Here is a 19808-nt window from a genome sequence, read left to right on the forward strand (position 1 = left end):
GACCCTCTCTCACTGCCTGCGGTGTTTGGCAGGATCGTCCCTTACCTCCTGGGTGACAAAGAAGCGACCCTCCTTCACCGTTGGTGAGAGAGGGTCGCTAAGAAAGCTGCAGGTACTGATAGAGGGTCGGTAAAAAGCCCACATCAAGTGAGAGAGCGTTGGGTGGGGGTGCTGTTAACCGATGATCGCTGATCCGACGAACGGATCCACGGCCAGTGCGATGAACAGCAGCGTCAGGTAGCTGATGGAGCCGTGGAAGACCTTCATTGCGCGCTTGTCCGAGATGTCCTCGCGCTGCGCCCGGTTGTAAAGGGAGTGCGACTCGTACAGGAACCAGGCACCCGCCAGGACTGCGGTGGCCGTGTAGACCCAGCCCGCGCCACCGGCGGGGACCAGCAGCAGCGAACAGGCCACCATAGCCCAGGCGTAGAGGACCACCTGGACGGAAACCACCTTGGCGCCGGCAATTGCCCCAAGCATGGGCACGTTCGCGTTGCGGTAGTCCTCGCCGTAACGCATGGAAAGCGGCCAGTAGTGCGGCGGAGTCCAGAGGAAGATGACCATAAACAGGATGACGGCTGGCCACTCGACGGTATTGGTCACGGCGGCCCAGGCAATCAGCACCGGGAAGCAGCCCGCCGCTCCACCCCACACAATGTTCTGTGCAGTGCGGCGCTTGAGGATGATGGTGTAGATGACTACATAGAAGAAAATTGCGGCCAACCCGAGCCAAGCGGCCAACGGGTTGGCGCCGAACCAGAGAATAACAAGGGCGGCTGCCCCGAGCAGCCAGGAGAATACCAGCGCCTCGCGAGGTGTCACCTCGCCGGTGACCAGCGGACGGTTCTCGGTCCGGTGCATCAGTTTGTCGATGTCCCGGTCAAGGTAGCAGTTGAAGGCACCGGCGCTGCCGGCAGCAAAGGCGCCGCCTACCAGCGTGGCCAGAATCAGCCCGATCGGCGGGAAACCCCGCTCGGCGTAGATCATGGTGGGCAGGGTGCTGACCAGCAACAACTCAATGACACGCGGCTTGGTGAGGGCGAAATACGCCTTGGCCTTACGGGCGAACCCGGCTCCCCCTCTGGCACGGAAAGCATTAAGCGGCGTATCTGTTGTGCTCACGGTGGCAGTCACCCGTTCTGGTTGGCAGTTCTGTCTGGCGGTGCAGCTGTGTCTTGCGGCCGTTCGCCGGGCAGCCCGCCAATGGTCATCAGAAGAAGGTCCCGGCAACGCCCCGGGTCTGCCGCCGCCCTTAAAGGGCTCGGCTGCCGGCGTCGGCCTCCAAATATCATACCGTGCGCATTTGTAACAGATGCCCCCTGATTATGCCCTGATGATTACGCGCAGGGTGATTCGAGCAGATTAACTCAACCTCACGAAATGGGGATTCACATAAGGGGAAATTGCGTCCAAAAGGTGAGATTTGCGCTGACCGGAGAGTGGAATCGAGCTAAGCTGTCACCAGATCAGCACGCGGCAGAAAAGCGTTGGAAAACGCGTTCCCACAGCCCTGCTGAATGATAGATCAACGTTTCGATGGTGAACGGCTGGTACACACCGCAGCGGGCACCACAGCGTGCCCCGGAACGGATCCCGTGTACCGTCCACCATCAGCACAGAGAGGGGCCCGGTTTTCGTGCCACATTTGGAAGAGCAAGAACTGTCATGGACCAGCTTGGACCAGCGCGCGGTGGACACCATCCGCGTTCTGGCTGCGGATGCCGTCGAGAAAGTCGGTAACGGCCACCCCGGCACGGCCATGAGCCTGGCGCCCGCCGCTTACCTGCTCTTCCAGAAGCTGATGCGCCACGACCCGCGCAACCCTGACTGGATGGGACGCGACCGTTTCATCCTGTCACCCGGCCACACGTCGCTGACCCTTTACATCCAGCTGTTCCTGTCGGGCTACGGCCTGGAACTGAAGGACCTTGAGGCGCTTCGCACCTGGGATTCCCTGACGCCGGGCCACCCGGAGTACAAGCACACTGCCGGTGTGGAGATCACCACCGGCCCGCTGGGCCAGGGCCTGGCCTCCTCGGTCGGGTTCGCCTACTCCCAGCGCCGGATGCGCGGCCTGTTCGACGCCGACGCTGCGGCCGGCGAAAGCCCCTTCGACCACACCATCTGGGTTATCGCCTCCGACGGGGACCTGCAGGAAGGCGTCACTTCCGAGGCGTCCTCGCTGGCCGGCCACCAGGAACTGGGTAACCTTGTAGTTGTCTACGATGAGAACCACATCTCCATCGAGGACGACACCGACATCTCCTTCACCGAGGATGTCCTGAAGCGCTACGAGGCCTACGGCTGGCACACCCAGCGCGTCGACTGGACCAAGACCGGCGAATACAAAGAGGACGTCCAGGAGCTCTACTCCGCACTGCTCGCCGCCAAGGCCGAGACGTCCAAGCCCTCCATCATCTCGCTGCGCACCATCATCGGCTACCCGGCCCCCAAGAAGCAGAACACGGGCAAGATCCACGGTTCCGCTCTCGGTGCAGAGGAAGTCGCCGGCCTCAAGGAGGTCCTGGGCTTCGACCCCGCCAAGTCCTTCGACGTGGACCAGGAAGTCCTGGCCCACGCCCGCTCCGTCGTGGACCGCGGCGCCGCTGCCAAGAAGGAATGGGAAGAGTCCTTCAACGCCTGGCAGGCCGCCAACCCCGAAGGCGCCGCACTCCTGCAGCGCATCGAGGCCCGCGAACTGCCCGACGGCCTCGACGCCGCGCTTCCGGTCTTCCCGGCCGGCAAGGACGTCTCCACCCGCGCCGCTTCCGGCAAGGTCCTAAACGCACTCGGACCGGTCATGCCGGAACTCTGGGGCGGCTCCGCCGACCTCGCCGAATCCAACAACACCACCATCGAAGGCTCGCCGTCGTTCGTGCCCGCCTCCAAGCAGACCGATACCTGGTCCGGCAACCCCTACGGCCGGGTCCTGCACTTCGGCATCCGTGAGCACGCCGCGGCATCGATCGTGAACGGCATCGCCCTACACGGCCGGACCCGCGCGTTCTCCGGCACGTTCCTGATCTTCAGCGACTACCAGCGGCCCGCCATCCGGCTCGGCGCCCTGATGGGTGTTCCGTCCCTGTATGTCTGGACGCACGACTCCATCGGTCTGGGCGAAGACGGCCCCACCCACCAGCCGGTGGAACAGCTCGCTTCCCTGCGCGCCATCGTGGGCCTGGACGTCGTCCGCCCCGGCGATGCCAACGAGGTCGCGGTGGCATGGAAGACCATGCTGGAGAACCACGAGAACCCGGCCGGCATTGTCCTGACCCGCCAGAACATCCCCACCTATGCCCGTGGTGAAAGCGAAGCCGACGGCGACACGTTCGGTTCCGTTTCCGGTGTGGCCAAGGGCGGCTACGTCCTGGCTGAAGCTTCCAAGGACGGCGCCACCGTGCCCGCCGACGTGATCCTGATCGGCACCGGCTCCGAGGTCCAGCTGGCCGTCCAGGCCCGCGAAGCCCTCCAGGCTGAAGGCATCGCTGCCCGCGTTGTCTCCATGCCCTGCGTCGAGTGGTTCAACAAGCAGGACGCCGCTTACCGCGAGTCCGTGCTCCCCGCTGCCGTCAAGGCCCGGGTCTCCGTCGAGGCCGGGCTGGCCCTGGGCTGGAGGGAATTCGTCGGCGACGCCGGACGTTCCATCTCGCTCGAGCACTATGGCGCTTCCGCCGACTACAAGCGCCTTTTCCAGGAGTTCGGCATCACTGTGGAGGCTGTCGCCGCCGCTGCCAAGGACTCCCTCGCTGGCCTGCAGGCCTGAACCAGATTTTAGGAGATATCACCATGACTACCCCTACACAGCAGCTCTCCGACGCCGGAGTATCCATCTGGCTCGATGACCTTTCCCGCAGCCGCCTTGAAACCGGCACGCTGCAGAAGCTCATCGAAGAGAAGAACGTTGTTGGTGTGACCACCAACCCGTCCATCTTCCACGCCGCCATCACGGCCGGCACGGACTACGACGCCACCATCGCGGCCCAGGCAGCAGCCGGCGCCAGCGTCGAGGAGACCATCTTCGAAATCACCACCACCGACGTCGCCGACGCCTGCGACCTCTTCGCACCGGTGGCAGCAGCCACCAACGGTGTCGACGGCCGCGTGTCCATCGAAGTTGACCCGCGCCTCGCCTGGGACACGGCCGGCACCATTGCCGAAGCCAAGCACCTGTACAAGAAGGTCAACAAGGACAACGTCCACATCAAGATTCCGGCAACCCTTGAAGGCCTCGAAGCGATCACGGCGACGCTGGCCGAGGGCATCAGCGTCAACGTGACCCTGATCTTCTCGCTCGAGCGTTACCGCGCTGTCATCAACGCTTTCCAGTCCGGCCTGGAGCAGGCCAAGGATAACGGCCACGACCTGTCCAAGATCCACTCGGTCGCATCGTTCTTCGTTTCCCGCGTGGACTCCGAAATCGACAAGCGCCTTGACGCCATCGGCACCGACGAGGCCAAGGCACTCAAGGGCAAGGCAGGCGTGGCCAACGCCCGCCTGGCGTACCAGGTCCACGAGGAGCTCTTCACCACCGAGCGCTGGGCACTGCTGGCTGAAGCCGGCGCCCTCCCGCAGCGTCCGCTGTGGGCCTCCACCGGCGTCAAGGACCCGGCCTACCCCGACACCCTTTACGTCACCGAGCTGGCCGCCCCCGGCGTCGTGAACACCATGCCGGAGAAGACCCTGGACGCCACGTTCGACCACGGCGTCGTCACCGGTGACACTGTCTCCGGCACGTACGCCGAGGCCAACGCCACGCTGGACGCACTGGACGCACTGGGCATCTCTTACAACGAGGTTGTCGCACTCCTCGAATCAGAGGGCCTGGACAAGTTCGTGGCCAGCTGGAAGGAACTTCTGGGCGACGTCGAAGGTGCCCTTGCCGCCGCACGGAAGGCTTCCTAACCCACTATGAGCACTCTCAGCTACGACGCCACCGGTGCCGCGCAGCAGGCACTCGAGCAGCACCTGCCCGCCCTCGTGGCGGACCGCATTGCCACCCGGATCTTCGCCAAGGACCACACCCTGTGGGGTCCCGACGCGGAGGCCGAGTCCGCTGTCCGCCTCGGCTGGGTTGAGGCGGCCACCGTCTCACAGGCCCTTGTGGCCGGCATCCTCGAGCTCCGTGATGCCCTCAAGGCTGACGGCGTGACCCGCATCGTGCTTTGCGGCATGGGCGGTTCTTCGCTGGCTCCCGAGGTCATCGCCGGCACCGCTGGCGTCGAGCTGACAGTGCTGGACAGCACCGACCCCGACCAGGTCCGTGCTGCCCTCGCAGACCGGCTGGCCGAAACCGCGATTGTGGTTTCGTCCAAGTCCGGTTCAACCCTGGAGACCGACTCCCAGCGCCGGATCTTCGAGCACGCCTTCACGGAGGCCGGCATCGATGCGAAGAGCCGGATCATCATTGTCACCGATCCTGGTTCCCCGCTGGACAAGGCCTCGCGCGAGGCCGGCTACCGTGCCGTCTTCAACGCCGACCCGAACGTCGGCGGCCGCTACTCAGCCCTCACGGCATTCGGGCTGGTCCCCTCTGGCTTGGCCGGTGTGGACATCCAGGCTTTCCTGGATGAGGCTGAGGAAGCCGCCGAGATCCTGAACGAGGACGCCGCCGAGAACATCGGGCTGGCCCTCGGAACGGCCCTGGGCGGAACCAACCCGCTGCGCAACAAGATTGTCATCGCCGAGGACGGCTCCGGCATTGTGGGCTTCGCGGACTGGGCCGAACAGCTCATCGCCGAATCCACCGGGAAGCTCGGCACCGGCGTCCTGCCGGTTGTCGCCGGACCCACGTCGCCGGAGGTCACCTCCGGCGCCGCGGACGTCCTGGTGGTGCGGCTGGTAGCCGCGGATGCCGACGTCGAACTCGGTGACAACGAGGTAGCCATCGCCGGTGGCCTGGCCACCCAGATGATGGTGTGGGAGTTCGCCACCGCCGTTGCCGGACGCCTCCTGGGCATCAACCCGTATGACCAGCCGGACGTGGAGGCAGCCAAGGTTGCCGCCCGCGGCCTGCTGGACGCCCAGCCCGAACCGACCCCTGCCGCCTTCGTGGACGGCGCCATCGAAGTCCGCGGCGGTGACTGGCTCCGTGGTGCAGCCACTGCGGAGGAAGCCGTCGGCGCACTCCTGGGAACGCTCGACGACGACAGCTACCTCAGCGTCCATGCCTACTTTGACCGGCTGGCCTTCGCAGAGCTGGAAGGCATCCGCGACCCGCTTGCCGGCGTCAGCGGCCGTCCCGTCACCTTCGGCTGGGGCCCGCGGTTCCTGCACTCCACCGGGCAGTTCCACAAGGGCGGACCCGCCATCGGAGTCTTTCTCCAGGTCACGGCCGCTCCTGCGGAAGACCTGGCCATCCCGGACCGTCCGTTCACGTTTGGGGAACTGATTTCCGCCCAGGCCGCGGGCGACGCCCAGGTCCTGGCCGGCCATGGCCGCCCCGTCCTGCGACTGCACCTGACCGACCGCGCCGCCGGAGTTGCACAGCTGCAGGAGATCATTGCAGCACTTGCCGCCCGGTCAGCTTCCGTCACCGAAAACTAAGGCTCAACAGCAAACATGCCAGAAACTGAAAACGGCAGGAATTCCGCGACGCGTTCGGGGCGATCAGGGCGTAATCCGCTCCGGGATCCCCGTGACCGGCGCCTGAACCGGATTGCCGGTCCGTCCTCGTTGGTGCTCTTTGGAGTGACCGGTGACCTTGCCCGTAAGAAGCTCATGCCGGCCGTGTATGACCTGGCGAACCGGGGGCTGCTGCCGCCGAGTTTCGCGCTGGTGGGCTTCGGCCGCCGTCCGTGGAGTGATGCGGAGTTCGCTGCCGAGGTGAAGGCTTCGGTGAAGGCGTACTCGCGGACGCCGTTTGATGAGGCGGTGTGGAACCAGCTCGCCGAGGGTATCCGTTTTGTCCAGGGCGAGTTCGACGACGATGATTCGTTTGAGCGGTTGGGTGACACGGTCGCTGAGCTGGATGAGCAGCGCGGAACGCGGGGGAATCACGCGTTCTACCTGTCCATTCCGCCGAAGGCGTTTGAGCAGGTCTGCCGGCAGCTGTCCAAGCACGGCCTCGCGCAGGCTGAGGGTGATAAGTGGCGGCGGGTGGTGATCGAGAAGCCGTTCGGGCATGACCTGGAGTCGGCCCGGCAGCTGAACGACATTGTGGAGTCGGTGTTCCCGCCGGATGCGGTGTTCCGGATCGACCACTACCTGGGCAAGGAAACGGTGCAGAACATCCTGGCGCTGCGTTTCGCGAACCAGTTGTTCGAGCCGTTGTGGAACGCGAACTATGTGGACCACGTCCAGATCACCATGGCCGAGGACATCGGCACGGGCGGCCGGGCCGGGTATTACGACGGTGTGGGCGCGGCCCGCGATGTCATCCAGAACCACCTGCTGCAGCTGTTGGCTTTGACGGCGATGGAGGAGCCTATTTCCTTCAACGCCGATGACCTGCGCGCGGAGAAGGAAAAGGTCCTCGCCGCGGTCAAGCTTCCCGAGGATTTGTCCACCCACTCGGCGCGCGGGCAATTCGCCGGCGGCTGGCAGGGCGGGGAACAGGTCCAGGGCTACCTGGAAGAAGACGGCATTCCGGCCGATTCCAAGACCGAGACGTTCGCGGCGATCCGGGTGGACATCCACACCCGCCGCTGGTCCGGTGTGCCGTTCTACCTCCGTGCGGGCAAGCGCCTGGGCCGGCGCGTGACCGAAATCGCGGTGGTGTTCAAACGCGCACCGAACCTGCTCTTCCGTGACCACGGGGAGGATGACTTCGGCCAGAACGCCGTGGTGATCCGGGTCCAGCCCGATGAGGGCGCGACGATCCGGTTCGGGTCCAAGGTCCCGGGCACGCAGATGGAAGTCCGCGACGTGACCATGGACTTCGGCTACGGGCACTCCTTCACCGAGTCCAGCCCCGAAGCCTACGAACGGCTCATCCTGGACGTACTGCTCGGCGAACCGCCGCTGTTCCCCCGGCACGCCGAGGTGGAGCTGTCCTGGAAGATCCTTGACCCCTTTGAAGACTACTGGGCAGGGCTGACTGAACAGCCGGAGCCTTACGCCCCGGGGTCCTGGGGCCCTGCCTCGGCCGATGAGCTGCTGGCCCGCGACGGACGAACCTGGAGAAGGCCATGATTGTAGATTTGCCGGACACCACCACTTCCAAGGTCTCCAAGAAGATCACCTCCCTGCGCGAGCAGGGCGGTGTGATCGCCCTGGGCCGGGTCCTGACCCTCGTGGTGGTCACCCGGTCCGGGCTCGAGGAAGAAGCGATCGAGGCGGCCAACGAGGCCAGCCGTGAACACCCCTGCCGGATCATCGTCCTGGCCGACGCCGGGGCGACCGCCCCGAACCGGCTCGACGCGCAGATCCGGGTGGGCGGTGACGCCGGCGCGTCCGAGGTCATCGTGCTCCGCGGCTACGGCGAGCTCGCCCACGAAAGCGAATCCCTGGTCGCGGCCCTGCTGCTCCCGGACGCCCCGATCGTGGCGTGGTGGCCGCACGGGGCGCCGGAGAACGCCTGCGAAACCTCGGTGGGCCGGATCGCGCACCGCCGGATCACCGACTCCGCGAACGAAACCGACCCCCAGCTCGCGCTCGAAAACATCCGGGCCACCTATAAGGCCGGCGACACCGACCTCGCCTGGACCCGGCTGACGAACTGGCGGATCCAACTCGCGGCAGCCCTGGACCAGGTGGACTCCTCGCCCGTCACCGCCGTGGCAGTGGAAGGCGCCTCCGACTCCCCGTCCACGATCCTGCTCGCGGCGTGGCTGACCCTGGCCCTGGACGCGCCCGTGACCATCGTCGCGGATCCCGCCGGGACCGGCATCCGCCGCGTAAGGCTCACCCGCCACACCGGCGACGTGCAGCTGTTCCGCCCCGGACTATCCGTCGCGGAACTCACGCAGCCCGGACAGCCCGCGCAACGCATCTCCCTGCCGCGCCGCAGCCTCAAGGACTGCCTCGCCGAAGAGCTCCGCCGCCTCGACCCCGACGAAGTGTTCGGCGAAGTGATTACTATTGGACTGCCACGTACCAATCTAAGGAGCGTCCGACCCAGTGAGCGTTGAGCCAAGAGTTAGCATCCATCCCGATTCGTCCGTCCTGATGGCCGCCATCGCGGCCCGCCTGATCACCAAGCTGGTGGATGTGCAGGACAAGCACGGTGAGGCCACGGTGGTGCTGACCGGCGGCACAGTAGGAATCGGAACGCTGAAGGCGGTTGCGGATTCTCCGGCGGCGCCCGCGGTCGACTGGTCCAGGGTAAATTTTTGGTGGGGTGACGAGCGCTTTGTTGCTGCGGATGATCCCGACCGGAACACCAGGCAGGCGTTTGATGCACTCCTGTCGAGCATTCCGGTTGATCCTGCAAGGATCAACCAGCCGGCTTCCTCGGATGACTTCGACACGCCCGAGGAAGCCGCCGGGGACTATGCGCGCAGGCTCCGGGAAGCAGCCCAGGCCGAACACGCTGCTGACATGTCCGACAACCGTCCGGATCAACCGGGAGTACTGCCGCGGCTGGATGTTGTGCTGCTGGGCGTTGGCCCCGACGCCCACGTGGCCTCGCTCTTCCCCGAGCAGGCCGGAATCCGGGAGAAGGAGCGGACAGTCGTTGGCGTCCGCAATTCCCCCAAGCCGCCGCTCCAGCGGATCTCACTCACGCTTCCCGCCATTAACACTGCTGCCGAGGTCTGGATGGTTGTGGCCGGCGAGGACAAGGCCGGCGCGGTTGGCCTGGCACTGGCGGGCGCCAACCCGGTGCAGGTACCGGCGGCTGGCCCGCGGGGAACATCCCGCACGCTGTGGCTTATTGATGAAAATGCAGCGTCACGCGTCCCGCGGCAGCTCGTCCGGAAGGACGCCACCGGCGCGTAGCTTTTCCAGCGCTCCGGCCAGGACAGCTTCGGCGTCCTGGTCGGAGCGCCGTTCTTTAACGTATTCGAGGTGGCTCTTGAAGCCTTCGTCCAGCGGGTCCGGCAGGTCGGCTTCCTTGCCGTCCCGTGATGCCGGAGCCCCGCAGCGCCGGCAGTCCCAGACGGTGGGAAGCTGCTCATCCGGCAACCGCAGGAAGACAAGCTGGGTCTCATGCCCCTTGGCGCACCAAAAGGAAACCCTGATTCGGGGCACCCTCTCGCCCGAGGCAGCTTCTGACTGGTTCTTGGGGCCGGCTCCTTCTGTGACACCCACCCGGGTGCCACGGAACGCTGACGCACTATGTACCATCGGGACTCCTGGCTGCTTAAACAAAAACTGTGGCTGTTGGAAGCCAACAGCCACAGTTTAGTTCGGAGATCCCCATCGCGGCAGTGCCGGGCGACGATCAGTTGCAGGAGCTAAGAGTCCCCTGCACCGCTGAAGCGCATGACCAGGCCAAGGGCGATGATCACGACGCCCCAGGTAACGCCAAGGATCACGGTAAACCTGTTCAGGTTCCGCTCGGCCACGCCCGAGGAGCTAAGGCCGGAACTCATACCGCCGCCGAACATGTCCGACAGCCCGCCACCCCGGCCCTTGTGGAGGAGGATAAGCAGGGTCAGCAGAAGGCTGGTGATGCCCAGGAGAATCTGCAGAATGACATGAAGAACGTCCACGACGGCCTTTCAGAAGATTGGAATTGCGGGAGCCTGGAGCTGAGTGACGGACTAGTCCGTCATCAGGTGACTCTCGAACCTGACAATATTAGCAAACTCCGCGGGATCGAGGCTGGCCCCGCCGACCAACACGCCGTCGACGTCGCGTTCTTTCAGGATCGCGGCGACATTATTGGCCTTGACCGAGCCGCCGTAGAGCAGCCGGATCTTCGCCGCAACGTCATCGCTGAAGAGCGTGGCCAGTTCCGCGCGGATGGCGGCGCACATTTCCTGTGCGTCCTCCGGCCCGGCCACTTCACCGGTGCCGATGGCCCAGACGGGCTCGTAGGCCACCACAAGCTCTGCCGCCTGCTCGGCCGTCAGCCCGGCGACGTTCGCCCGGAGCTGTGTCAGCGTGTGCTCGACATGCGTGCCGGCCTGGCGGATTTCCAGGCCTTCCCCCACGCAAAGGACCGGAGTGACACTGTGCTTGAACGCTGCCTTGACCTTGGCGTTGAGCACTTCGTCGGATTCCTGGTGGATGGTCCGGCGTTCGCTGTGCCCCACCAGGACGTAGCGGCAGCCCAGCTTGTTCAGGAACTGGCCGGAGGTGTCGCCCGTGTAGGCACCCGAGTCGAACTGGGAGAGGTCCTGGCCGCCGTAGGCTATGTCCAGTTCATCGCCCTGGACGAGTGTCTGCACGCCGCGGAGGTCGGTGAATGGCGGGAAGACGGCCACCTCAACCCGGTTGTAGTCGTGCTTGGCGTCGGACAGGGTCCAGGCCAGTTTTTGCAGGAGGGTGATGCCCTGGACATGGTCCATGTTCATCTTCCAGTTGCCTGCAATGAGAGGCGTGCGGTCAAAAGCGCCGTTCGTTGACGTAGTCACGTGTTCTCCAAAAGTACTTGATATGTATGCGGCCGGCAGGGTGCCCGCGGGCACCCTGCCGGCCGGAGGACTTGGCAGTCCAGGTTCCTAACGGTCCAGGACGCTGAGTCCCGGGAGTTCCTTGCCTTCGAGATATTCCAGGCTGGCGCCGCCGCCCGTGGAAATGTGCCCGAACTGGTCATCAGCGAAGCCGAGCGTCCGCACGGCAGCAGCGGAGTCGCCGCCGCCTACCACGGTGAACGCGTCGACTTCAGTCAGGGCCTGGGCCACTGCGCGGGTTCCGCCGGAGAATGCTTCGAACTCAAAGACACCCATGGGCCCGTTCCAGAACACCGTTTTGGCGCCCTTGATGCGGTCCGCAAAAACAGCTGCAGAGTCCGGGCCGATGTCCAGGCCGATGCCCTGGGCACCGAAGCTGCTGCCCTCGATGCCGTCCGCGGGGACAGTCTCGTAGTCAGCGTCGGCCGCGAACTTACCGGCCACCACAACGTCGGTGGGCACGATGAATTCGGTGCCGGCACCGGCAGCCCGTTTCAGGTAGTCCTGCACAACCGGGATCTGGTCTTCTTCCAGGAGGCTGCCGGCCACGCTGTGGCCCTCTGCTGCCAGGAACGTGAAGAGCATGCCGCCGCCTACCAGGATGGTGTCGGCTTTGCCGATGAGGTTGTCGATGACCGCCAGCTTGTCGGAGACCTTGGAGCCGCCGAGCACCACCACGTAGGGCCGCTGCGTGTCAGCTGTCAGCTTCCGCAGGACCTCCACCTCGGTGTGCACAAGGTCGCCCTGGTAGGACGGGAGCCGGGTGGCGACGTCGTAGACACTGGCGTGCTTGCGGTGCACGGCACCAAAGGCGTCGTCAACGTAGGCGCCGTTGGCCCCGGTCAGGGCCACCAGTTCGTCCGCGAAGGCGCCGCGTTCGGCGCCGTCCTTGCTAGTCTCCCGGGCGTCGAAGCGCACGTTCTCCAGGACGAGGACCTCGCCGTCCTGAAGGGAGGCGGCGAGTTCCTTAGCGGAGCTGCCCACGGTGTCCTGCGCGAGCGAGACCTTGAAGGCGGCAAGTTCGGCGAGCCGCGCTACGGCAGGCCGGAGGGAGTACTTTTCCTCCGGAGCGCCCTTGGGGCGTCCGAGGTGGGCTGTTACCAGCACGCGGGCACCGGCGTCCGTGAGCTTTCCCAGTACTGGCAGAGAGGCCTTGATGCGGCCGTCGTCAGTCACTGTAGAGCCGTCGAGCGGCACATTCAGGTCACTTCTGACAAGAATGTACCGCCCGCGGACACCTTCAGCGATCAGTTCGTTGAGGGTGTGGAATGTCATGTGTCTAACCCTAGCCCAGCTTGGCTGCGACGAGCTCCGTGAGGTCCACGAGGCGGTTGGAGTAGCCCCATTCGTTGTCATACCAGGAAACAACCTTGACCTGGTTGCCGATGACCTTGGTCAGGCCGGAGTCGAAGATCGACGACGCCGGGTCCCCGACGATGTCCGAGGACACGATCGGTGCGTCCGTGTAGGTCAGGATGCCCTGGAACTCGTCGGACTCCGAAGCCTTCTTCAGCGCCGCGTTGACTTCTTCGACGGTGGTCTCGCGGGAGACCGTGACGGTGAGGTCGGTGGCCGAGCCGGTGGGGACGGGCACGCGGATGGCGAAGCCGTCCAGCTTGCCCTTGAGCTCAGGCAGGACCAGGCCGATCGCCTTGGCCGCACCCGTGGAGGTGGGGACCATGTTGATGGCGGCGGCACGGGCACGGCGGAGGTCGTTGTGCGGGCCGTCCTGCAGGTTCTGGTCCGCCGTGTAGGCGTGGATGGTGGTCATCAGGCCACGCTCGATGCCGAAGGTGTCGTTGAGGACCTTGGCCAGCGGGCCCAGGCAGTTGGTGGTGCAGGACGCGTTGGAAATGATGTTGTGCGCCGCGTTGTCGTACAGGCCCTCGTTGACGCCCATCACGATGGTGATGTCCTCGTCGGAGGCAGGTGCGGAGATCAGGACCTTCTTGGCGCCTGCGTCGATGTGCTTCTGCGCGGCAGCGGCCTTGGTGAAGAAGCCGGTGGACTCGATGACGATGTCAACGCCCAGCTCGCCCCAGGGCAGGTTGGCGGGATCGCGTTCGGCGAGAACCTTGATGACGTTGCCGTCGACAACAATGTTGCCGTCCTTGACCTCAACGGTTTCCTTCAGGCGGCCGCCGACGGAGTCGTACTTGAGCAGGTGGGCCAGTGCCTCAGGGCTGGTGAGGTCGTTGACGGCAACGATCTCCAGGTCCGCGCCCTGTGCGAGGGCTGCGCGGAAGTAGTTGCGGCCGATGCGGCCGAAGCCGTTGATACCAATACGGGTCGTCACTTGTTCAGTCTCCTTGGTGCTTGATTAAGCACAAACTAGTTGAGCGGGCGTTGAAGCCAACTAACAGATCCCGCACGCCATTGGGCAGAGATGATTAACATATCGGAGGGCGACCAGCCACATTGCTGAAGGCAGACCGCCTTCCGTGATCCATCTTACGTTTAAGTAGGTCCGCCCCCGCAAGTGCGGGGGCGGACCTTCCACATTCCGGCCGAAATCATGCCGAAATGTGAAGTTTGTTACACGCTCATGTACTGCGGGTCACTACGGCAGGGTGATGAGGCCCGTGGCGTTGGTGCGTGCAGCATCGAAGCGCTTGGCGACATCGGCCCAGTTGACGATGTTCCAGAAGGCCTTGACGTAGTCAGCCTTGACGTTGACGTAGTCCAGGTAGAAGGCGTGCTCCCACATGTCCAGCATCAGCAGCGGTGTGGTGCCGAGAGCCACGTTGCCCTGCTGGTCGTAGAGCTGCTCGATGACCAGGTTGCCACCGATCGGCTCGTAGGCCAGGAAGCCCCAGCCCGATCCCTGCAGGCCAAGGGCAGCCGCGGAGAACTGGGCACGGAAGGCGTCGAAGGAACCGAAGGCGTCATCGATGGCAGCTGCCAGCTCACCCACAGGCTTGTCGCCGCCGTCCGGGGACAGGTTGTTCCAGAACACCGAGTGGTTGATGTGGCCGCCGGTGTGGAACGCGAGGTCCTTGGAAAGGCGGTTGATGTTGGCGAAGTCGCCCTTGTCGCGTGCCTCTGCCAGCTGGGCAAGGGCATTGTTGGCACCTGCAACGTACGCGGCGTGGTGCTTGCTGTGGTGCAGCTCCATGATGCGCGCCGAAATGTGCGGCTCAAGCGCAGCGTAGTCGTAGCTGAGTTCTGGCAGTACGTACTCGGTCACAAAATCCTCCAATGTCGTGGACGGTCTGTCCGGGTTGTAACTCTCGGATTGTGCATCCGGATGACTGGCATCCGGAAGATCAGGGTGAACGCTCTGATTCTAGGGGCGCCGCTACTCGTCCAGCATCTCAGGCGTCACATTGGCATCAGTGCCAGGGATCCCCAAATCGATGGCCCGCTTATCCGCCATGGCCAGAAGCCGGCGGATGCGGCCGGCGATGGCGTCCTTCGTCATTACCGGATCTGCCAGGCGCCCCAGCTCGTCCAGGCTCGCCTGTTTGTGGGCCACCCGGAGTTCGCCGGCGTATTTGAGGTGGTCCGGGACGTCGTCGCCCAGGATCTCCAGTGCCCGGTCAACTCTGGCTCCGGCGGCCACGGCCGCCTGGGCGGAGCGCCGCAGGTTGGCGTCGTCAAAGTTGGCCAGCCTGTTGGCCGTGGCCCTGACTTCCTTACGCATCCTGCGTTCTTCCCAGACCATCAGGGCATCGTGGGCGCCCATGCGGATGAGCAGGGCAGCGATGGTGTCGCCGTCGCGGATCACCACACGGTCCACTCCCCTGACTTCGCGGGCTTTGGCCTGGATGCCAAGACGGCGGGCGGCACCAACGAGGGCAAGCGCGGACTCGGGGCCCGGGCAGGTGACCTCAAGCGATGACGAACGGCCCGGTTCCGTGAGGGAACCGTGGGCCAGGAAAGCTCCACGCCACACGGCCTCGGCGTCAGCGGCCGAGCCGTTGACGACGGCCGAGGGAAGCCCCCGCACGGGACGGCCGCGGCCGTCCAGGAGGCCTGTCTGCCGGGCCAAGGACTCGCCGTCGCGGACTACCCGCACCACGTACCGGCTGCCGCGGCGCAGTCCGCCGCCGGAGACAACGATGATCTCGCTCTGGTGGCCGTAAACCTCAGCGATGGCTGCCCGGAGCCTGCGCGCCGTGGATGCGAGGTCAACCTCGGCTTCGATCACGATCCGGCCCGAGATGATGTGCAGGCCGCCGGCGAAGCGCAGCATTGCCGAAACCTCAGCCTTGCGGACTGACGATTTCTTGATGTCCAGACGGGACAGTTCTTCCTTGACCGATGATGTCAGTGCCATGGCACCTTCCTAACTGTTCCCAAAAATGTCGTGGTACGCCGCTGCCAGACGCAGGGGGTCATGGACGGGTCGGCGGCCCGACGCCCCCACTTTACCCAAGACAACCTCGGCGCCGATCATCCCGGCGGCTTTCTCGAACTCCTGCCGGTCCTGCACCGACGCGGGATCCGCCAGGACAACGTCAACGCTGAAGTCCGGCGCATACCGGCGCAGTGCGTACAGGTGGTCCGCCGCCGACATGCCCGTGGTCTCCTTGGTGTCCGTCGCCAGGTTCATGGTGAGGCAGCGTTTTGCGGCTGTGGCACTCAGGGCGGCACGCATTTCCGGGAGCAGCAGGTGCGGCAGCACGGACGTGTACCAGGATCCCGGCCCCAGGATGACCCAGTCAGCCAGTTCGATGGCTGTCAGGGCTTCAACGCAGGCCGGCGCCTGTTCGGGCAGGAGCCGGACGTGTTCCAGCGAGCCGGCAACCGCGCATCTGGCCTGTCCGCGGATTGTCTGGAGCGCCGATGTGCCGTCAGGTGCAGTGACGCGGATGTCACCTTCAATGGTTAGCGGAACGGTGGACATGGGCAGGACCTGTCCACGGGCACCGAGCAGTGCGCCGGCCCACTTCAGGCCAGCCACGGTGTCGCCCAGCAGCTCCCAAAGAGTGACGATGAGCAGGTTGCCCATTGCATGCTCGTCCAGCGATCCACCGCTGCCCTGGCCCGGCCGGAAACGGTGCTGCATCACGTCGCGCCAGGTGCGTCCCCAGTCCGTGTCATCGCACAAGGCGGAGAGCGCCATGCGCAGGTCTCCGGGCGGCAGGACGCCGTACTCGTCGCGCAGACGCCCTGAAGACCCGCCGTCGTCCGCCACAGTGACAATGGCGGTCAGCTCGGAGGTGAGCAGCCGCAGCGCCGAGAGCGAAGCGGATAGTCCGTGCCCGCCGCCGAGCGCCACGACGTTGGGGCCCTTGTCCTGCTGGCCGGCTGCCGTTCCGCTGGAAACCGGTACGAGCGGGAGGGGCCCGGTGAACATCCCCATTACTCGCGGCCCAGATCCCGATGGGTGGTGGTCACGGTCACGCGCGGATACTGTGCCAGTTTCTTGGAAAGCTCGACGGCGACTGCCACGGACCGGTGCTTGCCGCCGGTACAGCCGACGGCGATGGTGGCGTAGTGCTTGTTTTCGCGCCGGTAGCCGTCCAGGACGGGCTCAAGCGCCAGGACATAGCGGTCCACGAAGTTCTTAACACCTTCCGCCTCGAGGACGTAATCGCTGACATCCTTGTCCAGGCCCGTATGCGGGCGCAGCTGCGGGACCCAGTGCGGATTCGGGATGAACCGGACGTCAGCAACGTAGTTGGAATCCACCGGCAGGCCGTACTTGAAGCCAAAGCTCATGACGTTGAGCCGCAGTGCCACCGGGCCGGTCTCGCTAAAGAGTTCCGTGATGGCGGTAGCCAGGGCGTGGACATTGTAGGTCGAGGTATCCAGTACGACGTCGGAGCTGTCGCGCAGTTCCTTGAGCACCTCCCGTTCGGCTGCAATGCCGTCGAGGATGCGGCCGCCTTCCTGGAGCGGATGGGGCCTGCGGCCCTGCTCGAACCGGCGGACCAGGACGTCGTCGTTGGCGTCGAGGAAAAGGACCCGGAACTTGACACCACTGGCGGCGAGGGCCCCCAGGGCCGCACGGACGTCGACAAAGAGGCCTTTGCTGCGGACATCCATCACCACGGCCAGCCGCGGAATGGACTGCGGCGCGTGGGAGACAATCTCGGCCAGGGTGCCGAGCATCTGCGGCGGCAGGTTTTCCACGACATACCAGCCATGGTCCTCAAGTGCGTCCGCGGCGGTGCTGCGTCCCGCCCCTGACATACCGGTGACCACCAGCAGTTCCGCTTCGAGGGGCTTGACCGGCGTCAGCCCGTCCTGCTCCGTCCCGGATTCCGCCGTAGAGTCTGCCATTCGTTCCGCCCCGTTTCTGTCCAGATGAAGGCAGGCACCCGCAATGACGGAAACCTGCGTTCCTTACCCTACCTAGGTTTCAATGATTTCGCCGGTGGCCATATTCACGGCCGGAAGCGCATCGCCGGCCGTGTCGTCGCCGCTGAAGTGGGCCACGATGGCGTTGGCAAGGGATGGTCCAATGCCCTTGGCCTCCGTGAGCTCGGCCGCGGTGGCGGCTTTCACGCCTTTGACGGACCCGAAGTGGGTGAGCAGGGCCTTGCGTTTGGACTCGCCAAGGCCCGGCACTCCGTCCAGCGCCGAGACGGTCATGGCCTTGCCGCGCTTCTGCCGGTGGAAGGTGATGGCGAAACGGTGGGCTTCGTCGCGGATCCGCTGCAGCAGATAGAGGCCCTGGGACGTCCTGGGCAGGATCACGGGGAAGTCGCTGTCCGGCAGCCAGACTTCCTCAAGGCGTTTGGCCAGGCCCACCACGTAGACATCCTCAATGCAAAGGTCCGCCAAGGCCCGGGCTGCGGCGTTCACCTGGGGCTTGCCGCCGTCGACCACCACCAGGTTGGGCGGGTACGCGAATTTTGCCCGCGGCGCGGCCGTAGTGGTGTCCAGGACCGCGGCATCGGCGGCTGCTTCCAAGGCGGCTTGGTGCCCGGGCAGGGCGGACGCCTCGACCTGCGCCGACTTGTCCTGCAGGTAATGCCGGAAGCGCCGCGTCAGGACATCGTGCATGGCGGCGGTGTCGTCTGCAGCGGCGGCCCCGGTGACGGAGAACTTCCGGTAATCGGACTTCTTGGGCAGCCCGTCCTCGACCACCACCATGGACGCCACAACGTTGGTGCCCTGGACGTGGGAGACGTCGTAGCATTCGATCCGCAGGAGGGCCACGGGCAGGTCCAGGGCTTCCTGCAGCTCCTGCAGTGCCTGGGAGCGCACGGTGAGGTCCCCGGCGCGGCGGGTCTTATGCAGTTTGAGTGCGTGCTCGGCGTTTTCACGGACGGTGGACATCAGCGCGGCCTTGTCGCCGCGCTGCGGCACCCTGACATCCACCTTGGCTCCCCGCAGGCCGCCGAGCCATTCCGTCAGTTCCGCAGCGTTGCTTGGTTCCACGGGCACCAGGACTTCGCGGGGCAGCCTGCCATGGCTGTCGCCGTCGTCGCCGTAGACCTGCTGCAGCAGGTGTTCCACGAGATCCGGGGTGGTGGCGTCCTCCACTTTTTCCACCACCCAGCCGCGCTGGCCACGGATCCGGCCACCCCTGACGTGGAACACCTGGACGGCGGCTTCCAACTCGTCCTCGTGCAGCGCGAAGACATCGGCGTCGGTATCGTCGGCGAGCACCACGGCGTTCCGTTCAAAGACCTTCCGCAGGGCGGAGATGTCATCACGGAGCCTCGCCGCACGCTCGTAGTCGAGGGTTCCGACGGCGTCGGCCATCTCCTTTTCGAGCTTGGTGATGAAGCGTTTGGCCTCGCCGCCCATAAACGCGCAGAAGTCCTCCGCCAGGGCCCGGTGTTCCTCGGGAGTCACCCGGCCAACACACGGGGCGGAGCATTTGTCGATGTAGCCTAGCAGGCAGGGTCGGCCGCTCGCCTGGGCCCGTTTGAGGACCCCGGCGCTGCAGCTGCGGACGGGAAAAACCCGCAGCAAGGTGTCCATGGTTTCCCGGATCGCGCCGGCCGTGTACGGGCCGAAGTACCGGGTTCCCTTGCGGCGGTCCCCCCGCATGACCTGAACCCTGGGGAGCTTCTCGCTCATGGTGAGGGCCAGGTACGGATACGTTTTGTCGTCGCGGAAGACCACGTTGAAGCGTGGCTTGTATTCCTTGATCCAGGTGTACTCAAGCTGCAGCGACTCCAACTCGCTGCCCACCACTGTCCACTCGACACTGCTGGCCGTGTGAACCATTGCGTGGGTTTTGGGCAGCAGGCCCGCCGGGTTCGCAAAGTAGGAGTTCAGGCGCGAGCGAAGGCTCTTGGCCTTGCCGACGTAGATGACCCGGCCGTGGGGATCGCGGAACCGGTACACCCCGGGATTGGTGGGAATTTCACCCGTCTGGGGCCTGTAACTTGCTGGATCTGCCAC

17 protein-coding genes are annotated in these 19808 nt (G+C 65.2%); 6 read left to right on the top strand and 11 right to left on the bottom strand.

Annotated elements, in window-relative coordinates; all coding sequences use genetic code 11:
- Positions 1–174 precede the first annotated feature (174 nt).
- A complete protein-coding gene (locus NG696_RS11090; protein WP_252565300.1) occupies positions 175–1134 on the bottom strand; it encodes a heme o synthase in 960 nt (319 codons plus the stop codon).
- 511 nt (positions 1135–1645) lie between these two features.
- Between NG696_RS11090 and tkt the strand changes: the two genes are divergently transcribed.
- Genes tkt through pgl form a run of 6 tightly spaced genes read left to right on the top strand, consistent with a single transcriptional unit; the run spans position 1646 to position 9876 of the window.
- The gene (gene tkt, locus NG696_RS11095; RefSeq protein WP_252575416.1) at positions 1646–3763 is read left to right on the top strand and encodes a transketolase; all 2118 of its coding nucleotides are present in this window, start codon (positions 1646–1648) and stop codon (positions 3761–3763) included.
- Between the two features lie 23 nt (positions 3764–3786).
- Complete coding sequence (gene tal, locus NG696_RS11100) at positions 3787–4902, top strand: transaldolase (protein WP_252565298.1); 1116 nt, start codon at positions 3787–3789, stop codon at positions 4900–4902.
- A gap of 6 nt (positions 4903–4908) precedes the next feature.
- The gene (locus tag NG696_RS11105) at positions 4909–6543 is read left to right on the top strand and encodes a phosphoglucose isomerase-related protein (protein WP_252565296.1); all 1635 of its coding nucleotides are present in this window, start codon (positions 4909–4911) and stop codon (positions 6541–6543) included.
- 15 nt (positions 6544–6558) lie between these two features.
- Positions 6559–8130: a glucose-6-phosphate dehydrogenase gene (gene zwf / locus NG696_RS11110; RefSeq protein ID WP_252565295.1), complete on the top strand. Its 1572-nt coding sequence runs from the start codon at positions 6559–6561 to the stop codon at positions 8128–8130.
- On the top strand, positions 8127–9068 hold the full coding sequence (locus NG696_RS11115; RefSeq protein ID WP_252565293.1) for a glucose-6-phosphate dehydrogenase assembly protein OpcA: 942 nt from the start codon (positions 8127–8129) through the stop codon (positions 9066–9068). Before zwf ends, NG696_RS11115 begins: the two co-directional genes overlap by 4 nt.
- Complete coding sequence (pgl, locus tag NG696_RS11120) at positions 9058–9876, top strand: 6-phosphogluconolactonase (protein WP_252565291.1); 819 nt, start codon at positions 9058–9060, stop codon at positions 9874–9876. Before NG696_RS11115 ends, pgl begins: the two co-directional genes overlap by 11 nt.
- Here the strand turns inward: pgl and NG696_RS11125 are convergent.
- The 10 genes from NG696_RS11125 to uvrC all read right to left on the bottom strand — a co-directional run bounded on the left by NG696_RS11125 (position 9829) and on the right by uvrC (position 19808).
- Positions 9829–10224 carry an RNA polymerase-binding protein RbpA gene (locus tag NG696_RS11125; RefSeq protein ID WP_252565290.1) on the bottom strand — a complete coding sequence of 132 codons (396 nt, stop codon included), beginning with the start codon at positions 10222–10224 and terminating at the stop codon, positions 9829–9831. The two genes, pgl and NG696_RS11125, sit on opposite strands and share 48 nt — an antisense overlap.
- 110 nt (positions 10225–10334) lie before the next feature.
- Positions 10335–10592 (bottom strand): preprotein translocase subunit SecG, encoded by a 258-nt coding sequence (gene secG, locus NG696_RS11130; RefSeq protein ID WP_058932520.1) that lies wholly within the window; start codon positions 10590–10592, stop codon positions 10335–10337.
- A gap of 51 nt (positions 10593–10643) precedes the next feature.
- Complete coding sequence (tpiA, locus tag NG696_RS11135; RefSeq protein WP_252565289.1) at positions 10644–11459, bottom strand: triose-phosphate isomerase; 816 nt, start codon at positions 11457–11459, stop codon at positions 10644–10646.
- Between the two features lie 87 nt (positions 11460–11546).
- Positions 11547–12773 carry a phosphoglycerate kinase gene (locus NG696_RS11140; protein WP_252565287.1) on the bottom strand — a complete coding sequence of 409 codons (1227 nt, stop codon included), beginning with the start codon at positions 12771–12773 and terminating at the stop codon, positions 11547–11549.
- Positions 12774–12783: 10 nt separating this feature from the next.
- A complete protein-coding gene (gap, locus tag NG696_RS11145; RefSeq protein WP_058932523.1) occupies positions 12784–13794 on the bottom strand; it encodes a type I glyceraldehyde-3-phosphate dehydrogenase in 1011 nt (336 codons plus the stop codon).
- Between the two features lie 264 nt (positions 13795–14058).
- The gene (locus NG696_RS11150; protein ID WP_252565285.1) at positions 14059–14685 is read right to left on the bottom strand and encodes a superoxide dismutase; all 627 of its coding nucleotides are present in this window, start codon (positions 14683–14685) and stop codon (positions 14059–14061) included.
- A gap of 111 nt (positions 14686–14796) precedes the next feature.
- Positions 14797–15777, bottom strand: coding sequence for a DNA-binding protein WhiA (whiA, locus tag NG696_RS11155; protein ID WP_056339766.1), 981 nt, complete (start codon positions 15775–15777; stop codon positions 14797–14799).
- Positions 15778–15786: 9 nt separating this feature from the next.
- A complete protein-coding gene (locus NG696_RS11160; RefSeq protein WP_252565283.1) occupies positions 15787–16806 on the bottom strand; it encodes a gluconeogenesis factor YvcK family protein in 1020 nt (339 codons plus the stop codon).
- Positions 16806–17729: an RNase adapter RapZ gene (gene rapZ, locus NG696_RS11165; RefSeq protein WP_252565281.1), complete on the bottom strand. Its 924-nt coding sequence runs from the start codon at positions 17727–17729 to the stop codon at positions 16806–16808. Before rapZ ends, NG696_RS11160 begins: the two co-directional genes overlap by 1 nt.
- A gap of 72 nt (positions 17730–17801) precedes the next feature.
- Entirely contained in the window at positions 17802–19808 is a 2007-nt protein-coding gene (gene uvrC / locus NG696_RS11170) for an excinuclease ABC subunit UvrC (protein ID WP_252565280.1), read from the bottom strand.

The organism is Pseudarthrobacter cellobiosi (genome assembly GCF_023913755.1).
GTDB classification, from domain to species: Bacteria; Actinomycetota; Actinomycetes; order Actinomycetales; family Micrococcaceae; genus Arthrobacter; species Arthrobacter cellobiosi.